At 38.3% G+C, this 7,756-nt stretch carries 11 protein-coding genes; 6 read left to right on the top strand and 5 right to left on the bottom strand.

Annotated features, from left to right (window positions below; all coding sequences use genetic code 11):
* The 4 genes from ACIQ32_RS10735 to ACIQ32_RS10720 all read left to right on the top strand — a co-directional run.
* A partial coding sequence (locus ACIQ32_RS10735; RefSeq protein WP_396195687.1) for an SH3 domain-containing protein occupies positions 1-230 on the top strand: 230 nt, incomplete at its 5' end.
* Positions 231-338: 108 nt separating this feature from the next.
* A complete protein-coding gene (locus ACIQ32_RS10730; RefSeq protein WP_396195686.1) occupies positions 339-695 on the top strand; it encodes a hypothetical protein in 357 nt (118 codons plus the stop codon).
* 108 nt (positions 696-803) lie between these two features.
* Positions 804-1,823, top strand: coding sequence for a phenylalanine--tRNA ligase subunit alpha (locus tag ACIQ32_RS10725; protein WP_294773503.1), 1,020 nt, complete (start codon positions 804-806; stop codon positions 1,821-1,823).
* A 123-nt stretch (positions 1,824-1,946) separates the two neighbouring features.
* Complete coding sequence (locus ACIQ32_RS10720) at positions 1,947-2,354, top strand: hypothetical protein (RefSeq protein ID WP_396195688.1); 408 nt, start codon at positions 1,947-1,949, stop codon at positions 2,352-2,354.
* A 1-nt stretch (position 2,355) separates the two neighbouring features.
* Here the strand turns inward: ACIQ32_RS10720 and ACIQ32_RS10715 are convergent, their stop codons facing one another.
* Together ACIQ32_RS10715 and ACIQ32_RS10710 are read right to left on the bottom strand one after the other, a co-directional pair.
* Entirely contained in the window at positions 2,356-2,574 is a 219-nt protein-coding gene (locus tag ACIQ32_RS10715) for a hypothetical protein (protein ID WP_396195685.1), read from the bottom strand.
* Between the two features lies 1 nt (position 2,575).
* Positions 2,576-3,571, bottom strand: a complete 996-nt coding sequence (locus tag ACIQ32_RS10710) for an NAD(P)H-dependent glycerol-3-phosphate dehydrogenase (RefSeq protein ID WP_396195684.1) — start codon at positions 3,569-3,571, stop codon at positions 2,576-2,578.
* A 219-nt stretch (positions 3,572-3,790) separates the two neighbouring features.
* Here ACIQ32_RS10710 and ACIQ32_RS10705 point away from each other — a divergent pair, with 219 nt between their 5' ends.
* Entirely contained in the window at positions 3,791-4,378 is a 588-nt protein-coding gene (locus tag ACIQ32_RS10705) for a hypothetical protein (protein ID WP_396195683.1), read from the top strand.
* 220 nt (positions 4,379-4,598) lie between these two features.
* Positions 4,599-5,162 (top strand): hypothetical protein, encoded by a 564-nt coding sequence (locus ACIQ32_RS10700; RefSeq protein ID WP_396195682.1) that lies wholly within the window; start codon positions 4,599-4,601, stop codon positions 5,160-5,162.
* A gap of 74 nt (positions 5,163-5,236) precedes the next feature.
* Here the strand turns inward: ACIQ32_RS10700 and ACIQ32_RS10695 are convergent, their stop codons facing one another.
* The 3 genes from ACIQ32_RS10695 to gmk form a co-directional block, all read right to left on the bottom strand.
* Positions 5,237-6,403 carry an iron-containing alcohol dehydrogenase gene (locus ACIQ32_RS10695; protein WP_396195681.1) on the bottom strand — a complete coding sequence of 389 codons (1,167 nt, stop codon included), beginning with the start codon at positions 6,401-6,403 and terminating at the stop codon, positions 5,237-5,239.
* 66 nt (positions 6,404-6,469) lie between these two features.
* Entirely contained in the window at positions 6,470-7,051 is a 582-nt protein-coding gene (gene nadD / locus ACIQ32_RS10690) for a nicotinate (nicotinamide) nucleotide adenylyltransferase (protein WP_396195680.1), read from the bottom strand.
* A 67-nt stretch (positions 7,052-7,118) separates the two neighbouring features.
* Positions 7,119-7,691: a guanylate kinase gene (gmk, locus tag ACIQ32_RS10685; RefSeq protein WP_396195679.1), complete on the bottom strand. Its 573-nt coding sequence runs from the start codon at positions 7,689-7,691 to the stop codon at positions 7,119-7,121.
* Between the last annotated feature and the right edge of the window lie 65 nt (positions 7,692-7,756).

Raw genomic sequence — 7,756 nt, 5'->3', positions numbered from 1 at the left:
CCGGATTTTATGAGAAAAGCCGAATGGAAAACGAAAAGCCGGCCATTGTCTTTGCGGAATCTACCGCTTTAAAAAACGAACCTAAAGTGAACAGCCCGGATGCCACCGTTTTGCATGAAGGCACTAAAGTTTTCGTGCTGGAAAGCATAGCGAATTGGAAAAAAGTCGAACTCACCGACGAAACCACCGGTTGGATAGAAGAAAGCGCGTTAAAAGAAATCAAGAATTAGCTTTTAGCACACAGCTTTTAGCTTTAAGCTGACTATCTTTGCAACCTTATCCGGATTCCGCTTTACGTTTCTAATTCGTAATTCGTAATTCGTAATTCGTAATTTCAAATGTCAAGAGACGAACAATTAAAACAACGCTGGGACAAAGTCGTGACCATTCTTTCCAATCAATTTGCCGAAGGAGATTTGCTCGACTTAGACGCCATTATCTATTTAATCGGTGTGCAAGAACTCGGAAAAGTGCACCAAACTTTCAAAAAAGACGAAAAACTCAACCTAATGCACATTGCCATCTGCAGATTATTGGAACCTTATGGTTACTACGAATTTGACTATTTCGACAAAGACGGTTGGCCGCATTACAAAGTTAAAGAAGCATTACCGCCGTTAAAAGCCGGAGAACAATCGGTTTTGATGAAAGAAGCCATTGTCAATTACTTTCTTGAAAAGGAAGTAATTGAGTAATTAGTAACTAGTGATTAGTAACTAGCAAATAACAATTCCTAAACTAATCACTAATCACTAATTACTAATCACTAAAAAATCTTAAATTTGCACCTTTATAATTGACCGATGATAGACAAGATTAAAGAACATATCGAAGAAGCTAAAGCCTTCAATACCAAAAACAAAGAAGCTTTAGAAAATTTCCGTATCAAATATTTGGGCAGCAAAGGCTTGTTGAAAGAGCTTTTCACCGAATTCAAAAATATCCCGAACGACCAGAAAAAAGACTTCGGACAAGTTATCAATACCCTGAAAACTGTGGCTGAAGAAAAAGTAAAAGCCATACAGGAAGAATTGGAAAGCAAAGAAGAAGTGAAAGGGTTTTACGGCGATTTAACACGTCCAGCTGAACCAATTACCATTGGTTCGCGTCACCCAATATCCATTGTAAAAAACCAAATCATCGATATTTTTTCTACCATTGGATTCAACGTTTCCGAAGGTCCGGAAATTGAAGACGACTGGCACAACTTCACCGCCTTGAACTTACCGGAATACCATCCGGCGCGCGATATGCAAGACACGTTTTTCATCCAAACCAATCCCGATGTGTTGTTAAGAACACACACTTCCTCGGTACAAGTGCGTTATATGGAAAACAACAAACCGCCCATCCGAACCATTTCTCCGGGAAGAGTTTTCAGAAACGAAGCGGTTTCTTCGCGTTCGCACTGTATTTTCCACCAGGTAGAAGGATTATATATAGACAAAGACGTTTCGTTTGCCGACTTAAAGCAAACGCTTTTATATTTCACCAAAGAAATGTTCGGCAAGTCGAAAATCCGATTGAGACCGAGTTATTTCCCATTTACTGAGCCAAGCGCTGAAGTGGATATTTATTGGGGTTTAAAAACCGAAACTGATTACCGTATTACCAAAGGAACCGGTTGGCTGGAAATTATGGGTTGCGGAATGGTCGATCCTAACGTTCTAAAAAACTGCGGCATCAATCCCGAAGAATACAATGGGTTTGCCTTCGGTATGGGAATCGAGCGTATTGCTATGTTGTTATACCAAATTGGCGATATTAGAATGTTCTACGAAAATGACGTTCGTTTCTTGGAGCAGTTTAAGTCGAGTATATAACAAAACCCTAGCCCCGATAGTAGTGGAAATCCTTTTTAGGATTGCCCTGTAGCGCAGCGAAAGGGAAATTCAATCCTAAAAAGATTGCAACGAATAGCGGGATTAGCTCCTAAAAATTTAGACTTGAAAAAAGACATCACCATCCCAAAAGTAGAAAACGTATTCCTGGCCGCCGTTCAAGAATGGAGCGACGACTTTATGGAAAAGGTTTGGTATGTGTATTTGATTAATGATTCCGACTTCGATTTAGACTCTGTAATGGTCGTTTCTAAGGCTTTTGGTACCATTGCCGGGGAAATGAAAAAAACGTCGCTCTTGCGCCACGCCTTTATGCAAGTGCCATCGGTTTCTGCTGTAAAAATCGAAATGGTAGAAAAAAGCGTGTTAGAACTCAACAACGAGTTTATGGTTACCTATTTTATTGGGAATACCTTATACGATAAGAAATTCACTTTCCGTAAAAACATGATCAACGAACGCGCTACAGAAGAAGTGCCTATTTTGTTTGTGAACGGTGTTATCGTGAGATAATTTACTGGTTATTTTCTCTTTTGATTTTGGCTTTCCAATTGAAATAGCCCAAAATAAAAATCCCTAAAACTATGTAAACAATAGCTCTGAAGTAGAACTCTCCGGACCGCAGTTGCTGAGCTAAAGGTTTTTCGCTGATTTCAAACAAGGTCATAAAAACAACCATAAATACACCCCAAAGTCCGCCTGTTTTTATTTGATATTTCCAACGTTCACTCATTTTAGTCTAGTTTTTCGGTTAGTTTCTTAAATACTTTTTTGGCTTCTTTGCCTTCGTATAAAACCTCGTAAACCGCATCTATGATTGGTGTTTTGGCTTTGTATTCCTGATTGAGCTTGTAAGCACTTTTAACCGCATAATACCCTTCAGCCACCATACTCATCTCGTGTTGTGCTGCTTGTACTGTGTAACCCTTGCCAATCATGTTTCCAAACATACGGTTTCTGGAAAATACCGAATAGCCCGTTACCAATAAATCGCCTAAATAAGCCGAGTTATTGATGTTGCGTTTCATTTTGTGCACTTTGCGAATGAACTTTTTCATCTCGCGTATGGCATTGCTCATGATCACCGATTGGAAATTATCGCCATAACCTAAACCGTGGGCAATTCCGGCAGCAATAGCATAAATGTTTTTTAACATCGCGGCATATTCGGTTCCAATGATATCATCGGAGATTTTTGTTTTGATAAAATGACAACTCAAATTATTAGCTACAATCTTAGCTTTTTTGGCGTCTGCACACGCAATGGTCAAATAGGACAAGCGTTCTAAAGCCACTTCTTCCGCATGACACGGACCTGTAATAACGCCTATGTTGTCATAAGGAATGTCAAAATTTTTATGGAAATGCTCCCCAACAATCAAGAACGTTTCCGGCACAATGCCTTTAATGGCCGAAAAAATAACTTTCCCTTTCAAATCAACCGTAAGTTTTTCCAATTCTTTACTAAGGAATGCCGAAGGAATCGCAAAAATTAAATAATCCGCGTAGGTAATCGCTTCATTTATATCGTTGGTGAGTCTTAATTTTTTAATGTCAAACTCCACAGAACTTAAGTAATTTGGATTGTGTCTTTCTGATTTTAAATGGTCTATGGCCGATTGGCTTCGCATGTACCAAGCAATTTCATCAAGGTTTACACAAAGCATTTTGGCGATGGCAGTAGCCCAACTTCCGCCGCCGATCACGGCAAATTTTGGTGAGTTATTCATGAGAATTTATTGTTTTTACTGTTCAAAAATACTCAATTAAAAATGAATTCTTCGGAGCATTCCTAAAATCATAAGATATTGTTTTCAGGAAAGTAAAGTATGCTATTGGTTAATTTTTTATTGTTTTTCTTATTTATTTTGCTTTTTATTGTATTTCATCGTTTTTTTTAGGCTTTTTAAAGAATGCAACATACATTAGTCATCCCAAATTTATCTACTATGAAAACAAAATTATTTTACTGCTGTATGGCTTTGCTTTCTCTAGGCATACTATCTTGTGAAAAAGAAGAAACTCCCGATGCGCAAAGGATTTCACAATCGTCTTCCAACGCTGTGGTCTCTAACACCGTGTTAGAAGGACTAGACTCTTGCGTAACTACCAATTTAATGGCCGGTCAGCATCATGTTGCCGGAGATGTCAGGGTTTATGTAGATTTAAACAATGTTTATGTAGAATACAGAACAACCGGTAATTGGTTCATCAAAAAGACACATCTATTTATAGGCAATTGTGGAGAAATTCCCGTGACCAGAAACGGAAGCCCAATTCCGGGACAGTTTCCGTTTAGCAATGCTTATCCAAACGGCACTCAATCGGTAGTTTATTCGTTTGCTAAGTCTAATTTACCTGAATGCTTTTGTGTAGCGGCACATGCTGAAGTGTATAGGGTTGAAAACAATCAAATTGTACAAACAGAAACCGCGTGGGCATCAGGAGAACGATTTACACCAAGAAGTTGGGGAATGTTTTTTAGTGCTTGCCAATCTGATTGCTTTGACATAGAAGACTATTACTTCGGAAACTAGTCCTTTACTTTGAATAAACAAAGTGTCTGACATTTTTCAGACACTTTGTTTATAGGTACTATCTACCTCTTCTCGTCTACAGCTTAATGAATAAACGAAATATAAAAATTAATTTTGTAATATTTTATCTATGTTTATGGTCATTTTGTGTGTTTCGTCGACTTTATTATACGTTTAACAGAATGTGTTTCTATTTTAGCAGTCCTAAATCTACAAAAACATGAAATCAAAATTATGCTTTTTACTTATGGGTGCATTCACCCTTACGTTAACCTCTTGTGAAACAGAAAATGTTTCTGAGTCTACTATTGCGAACCGACAAATGTTGGTAGCCAATCTAGCCGCTCCAATAAACGATTACACTCCTTGTGCAAATACAGAACTTTTAGCCGGACAAGATATTGATGCCGGTGATATTAAGGTGTACTTTGACGCAACCAATCTTTATGTAGAATATCAAACCAGTGCCAATTGGTATTTAAAAAAAACACACTTGTTTGTGGGCGATTTAAGATTAGTTCCTTCGACTCGATTGGGCAATCCTAATTTTGAATATTTTCCAATCAATGAGACACATCCTCAAGGTGCTGAAACGGCAATCTATACAATTTCTAAATCAAGTTTAAAAAAATGCTTTGTCATTTCGGCTTATGCAGAAGTATACCGTACTGATAGTGTTGGTGAAATTGTTCAAATAGAGAACGCTTGGTCAACCGGAGAGCGATTCAATTCGGAAAATTGGGGAATGTACTTTGATGTTTGTCAATCAAACTGTTCCAATTAATTGAAATTTGATTAAATTAATTATAATACTGTTTAAGATGTTAAAAGCCTTCCGTGTTCAGGAAGGCTTTTTTATTAATAGCTCATTTCAACTATAGCTTTGACTTTTTCCAAGGTAACATTTTGTCTTTCTCCTAAAGCTTTCCAGCCTCTTTCTTCAAAACGATTGACAATAAAGTCGGCTGTATTTTCATAGTTGGTCGTGTTTTCCGAAAGCTTGGTTTTCATTCCCATGGTATGGAAAAACGCAACTGTTTTTTCAATGGCTTCTTCAGCAGTTGCTTCTACCGATGGAGATGAGAGATTCCAAACTCTTTTACCGTATTGCGCCAGTTTTTCTTTTTTGGTATCAAACAAAACACGGTATAAATTAGGTCCGATAATCGCCAAGGTTCTGGCGTGATCTATTTCATACAAGGCGGTTAATTCGTGACCAATCATATGTGTTGCCCAATCACTCGGAACGCCTTTTTGGATTAAACCGTTCAAGGCCATAGTAGCACACCACATATAATTGGAAGCCAATTTATAGTCGGAAGGATTATCTACCACATTCGGCCCTATTTCAACCAACGTTTGCAGGATACTTTCTGCAATTCTGTCTTGCAATAATGCATCGTGAGGATAAGTTAAATACTGTTCCAACACGTGGGTAAAAGCATCAACTACACCGTTTTGAATTTGTCTTTTAGGCAATGATGTAATGACTGTTGGGTCGCAAATAGAGAATTTCGGAAACAAAGCACTTCCTCCCAAAACCAATTTTTCCTGAGTAGCTTCAATGGTAACTACAGCTCCCGAATTCATTTCACTCCCTGTAGCCGGTAAGGTCAGTACTGTTCCAAAAGGAATGACTTTAGTCACATCAGTAAACAACACCTTGTTTTTTAAAATCTCGATCGGATTGCCTTCATAATGAACCGCGCCCGAAATGAATTTTACGCCGTCAATTACACTTCCGCCGCCAACGGCTAAAATGAAAGTGATTTTTTGCTCACGGATTATGTCTACCGCTTTCATCAAGGTTTCAAATCTTGGATTGGGTTCAATACCTCCAAATTCTATGATTTCGAAACCGGTTAAAGCTGCTTTAACTTGATCGTAAACCCCATTTTTAAAGATACTGCCGCCGCCATAAGCGAGTAAAATTTTGGCTTCCTTTGGGACTAAAGTGGATAGTTTTTGTGTTTGCCCTTTGCCAAAAACGTATTGGGTAGGATTGTATAATTCGAAGTTTAACATGATCGTTTGATTTAGAAGCACAAAGGTACAAAGGGTCAAACAAACAAGTGGTAAAAGTATGTTAAGTTATTTTCGGTAAAAATTATTGTGATCCACATACTCCCAAACGTTGTGAGGCAACAATGGTCGGATATTCTTTTTGCTTTTGATGTTTTCACGAATAAACGTAGATGAAATTTCTACGATAGGAGCATCGATTTTATGGATTCGCGGATGGTTTTTAAGTTCCAAATTTTCGGGTTCTTCCGAAATTCTGGGGTAAATATAAATGTCGTGGTTTTGGAGAATGTACTCGTAATTTTTCCATTTGTGGAAGGATTTCAAATTGTCTTCTCCCATGATCAAAGCAAACTCGTGTTGCGGATATTTTTCCATCAAATGGGCTAAAGTATTGACCGTGTAATTGGGTTGCGGTAATTTAAATTCGATGTCGGAAGGTTTAATTTTCGGATACTCTTCAGTAGCCAATCGCACCAAATGCAAACGTTGATAGTCATCCAACAAAGTATTCTTTTGCTTCAACGGATTGTGTGGCGTTACAACCATCCAGATTTGCTCCAAATCAGAATGCTCGGCCAAATGATTCGCAATAATCAAATGCCCTACGTGAATAGGATTAAAGGTGCCGAAATATAGACCGATCTTCATTTTTTAGCTATAAGCTAACAGCTAACAGCTAACAGCTAAAAACTGCTCACTGAAAACCAAAAGCGGGTTATTTTTTTATAAATTCTTTCACCAACTCGTACGCTTCCGCTTTGGCGACATCCAAATCATAATTCTTTATAACGGTGTCAAATTGCGGTGCAGTGGCTAATTCTACGTGTGCTTTGGCGATGCGCATATTAATTTTTTCATCGCTTTCTGTGGAACGTTCTTTTAAACGGCGTTTGAGTTCGTCTACACTGGGTGGCTTCACAAAAACTGCAAGCGTTTCTTCGGGAAATTTATGTTTGATGCGCAATCCGCCGGCTACGTCGATGTCGAAAATCACGTTTTTCCCTTTGGCCCAAATACGTTCTACTTCGCTTTTCAATGTTCCGTAAAAATTATCGCGATACACTTCTTCCCATTCGATAAAATCTTCGGCTTTGATGTGTTTCTTGAAATCGGCAATCGACATGAAATAGTAATCTTTACCATGTTCTTCCTCGCCACGCGGCTCTCGGGTTGCAGCGGAAATAGAGAACTCTAAATTCAATTCGGGTTGCGCTAATAAATGCCTAACTATGGTGGTTTTTCCCGAACCGGATGGCGCTGAGAAAACTAATAATTTTCCTTTGTTCATTGTTGTTAGCTGTTAGCTGTCAGCTTAGAGCTTAGAGCTTTTTATAATACATTTAAAACCTGTTC

Source organism: Flavobacterium sp., from assembly GCF_044373165.1.
GTDB lineage: Bacteria > Bacteroidota > Bacteroidia > Flavobacteriales > Flavobacteriaceae > Flavobacterium.
Note: the sequence above shows the minus strand (reverse complement) of the source record. Positions and strands in the feature narration are given on the sequence as shown.

Coding starts and splice junctions, on each gene's coding strand:
- ACIQ32_RS10730 (WP_396195686.1), top strand. CDS start 339: ATGTCAAGAGACGAACAATTAAAACAACGCTGGGACAAAGTCGTGACC.
- ACIQ32_RS10725 (WP_294773503.1), top strand. CDS start 804: ATGATAGACAAGATTAAAGAACATATCGAAGAAGCTAAAGCCTTCAAT.
- ACIQ32_RS10715 (WP_396195685.1), bottom strand. CDS start 2,574: ATGAGTGAACGTTGGAAATATCAAATAAAAACAGGCGGACTTTGGGGT.
- ACIQ32_RS10710 (WP_396195684.1), bottom strand. CDS start 3,571: ATGAATAACTCACCAAAATTTGCCGTGATCGGCGGCGGAAGTTGGGCT.
- ACIQ32_RS10705 (WP_396195683.1), top strand. CDS start 3,791: ATGAAAACAAAATTATTTTACTGCTGTATGGCTTTGCTTTCTCTAGGC.
- ACIQ32_RS10700 (WP_396195682.1), top strand. CDS start 4,599: ATGAAATCAAAATTATGCTTTTTACTTATGGGTGCATTCACCCTTACG.
- ACIQ32_RS10695 (WP_396195681.1), bottom strand. CDS start 6,403: ATGTTAAACTTCGAATTATACAATCCTACCCAATACGTTTTTGGCAAA.
- nadD (WP_396195680.1), bottom strand. CDS start 7,051: ATGAAGATCGGTCTATATTTCGGCACCTTTAATCCTATTCACGTAGGG.
- gmk (WP_396195679.1), bottom strand. CDS start 7,691: ATGAACAAAGGAAAATTATTAGTTTTCTCAGCGCCATCCGGTTCGGGA.